Below are 1786 nucleotides of genomic sequence, written 5' to 3' on the forward strand. Positions count from 1 at the left end.
GCCGGTGGCGCCGTCCCCACGCCCGTGGGGGTGATCCGAATCCTCCTGCCCGAGCATGCCTCCGTCGCAGGCCGTCCCCACGCCCGTGGGGGTGATCCGCTGGACCAGGGACAGCGCCGGCTGCCGTAGGCGCCGTCCCCACGCCCGTGGGGGTGATCCGCTCATCCCCGGACGGGCCTTCCCCCAGTGCGAGCCGTCCCCACGCCCGTGGGGGTGATCCGGATCAGAGGCAACCCTAGAAGGCTTGATCCAAGCCGTCCCCACGCCCGTGGGGGTGATCCGCCGGGACAGTCCGCCCCGTTCATCATCGTCAAGCCGTCCCCACGCCCGTGGGGGTGATCCGGTCGTCGATGTCAAACCGGTCCCACACCGGCGGCCGTCCCCACGCCCGTGGGGGTGATCCGGTCAGACATCAGCGGGCACCTCATCCGGGCTGGCCGTCCCCACGCCCGTGGGGGTGATCCGCCCCGTCTCAGCGCCGAGCTGGCCGCGATGGCGCCGTCCCCACGCCCGTGGGGGTGATCCGGTCATTGCCGCTGAGCGTGAGATGCGCAGCGGGCCGTCCCCACGCCCGTGGGGGTGATCCGGCCATGTGCAACCGCTGTCCGGTCGAGACGGAGCCGTCCCCACGCCCGTGGGGGTGATCCGGCCATGTGCAACCGCTGTCCGGTCGAGACGGAGCCGTCCCCACGCCCGTGGGGGTGATCCGGTGAGCGCCGATGTCTGATCTCCGCACTGTTCGCCGTCCCCACGCCCGTGGGGGTGATCCGCTGACGCCCGAGGCGGCGATCACTGCCGACGGGCCGTCCCCACGCCCGTGGGGGTGATCCGAACGACGACGTCGGTCAGATCCAGATCATCCCGCCGTCCCCACGCCCGTGGGGATGATCCGCCGTGACCGACACCGAGCAGCAGCGCAAGTGCGCCGTCCCCACGCCCGTGGGGGTGATCCGGCGCCGCCACCATGGCAGTCAGCCGGCGCGACGCCGTCCCCACGCCCGTGGGGGTGATCCGCGTCCGTCATGGTCATGGCGGGGGACCGGCACGCCGTCCCCACGCCCGTGGGGGTGATCCGACGCGCAGGCGTGTCATGGGCTTGCAGGCGTCGCCGTCCCCACGCCCGTGGGGGTGATCCGCCGTCCGGACCGTCGTTGTCGATCCACGTCGTGCCGTCCCCACGCCCGTGGGGGTGATCCCCCGCCGATCGCGTTGATGACCTGAGCGGACGCGCCGTCCCCACGCCCGTGGGGGTGATCCGATCTCAACATCGCCAAGGACAAAACGCCGCTGGCCGTCCCCACGCCCGTGGGGGTGATCCGGATGATCTGCGTGGCCATTTCGGGCTCCCTCGGCCGTCCCCACGCCCGTGGGGGTGATCCGGCGCTCGACGAATTTCATCGTCACACCAAGGCGCCGTCCCCACGCCCGTGGGGGTGATCCCGAACCAGGCGTGTTCGAACCAGCCGGCGCACGCCGTCCCCACGCCCGTGGGGGTGATCCGCGGGACGAGGCCGCCGACCTCGGCAAGGCGTTGCCGTCCCCACGCCCGTGGGGGTGATCCGCGCCGGTATTCCTGTTCCTCCGTGCAGATCACGCCGTCCCCACGCCCGTGGGGGTGATCCGGCATGTCTCGGCCGACTGCCTTTGATTGGCTCGCCGTCCCCACGCCCGTGGGGGTGATCCGAAGCGGTTCCGCTCCTCCTCCAGCATGATCCCGCCGTCCCCACGCCCGTGGGGGTGATCCGCCGGCGACAATCTGGGCCCATTGCGCGTCGACGCCGTCCCC

At 72.3% G+C, this 1786-nt stretch carries 1 CRISPR repeat array.

What is annotated here, in order from left to right:
• Positions 1 to 9 precede the first annotated feature (9 nt).
• Positions 10 to 1745: a CRISPR direct-repeat array (repeat unit 29 nt; unit sequence GCCGTCCCCACGCCCGTGGGGGTGATCCG).
• The last annotated feature ends 41 nt before the right edge of the window (positions 1746 to 1786 follow it).

The sequence above is a fragment of the Candidatus Protofrankia californiensis genome, from assembly GCF_900634765.1.
Lineage (GTDB): Bacteria > Actinomycetota > Actinomycetes > Frankiales > Frankiaceae > Protofrankia > Protofrankia californiensis.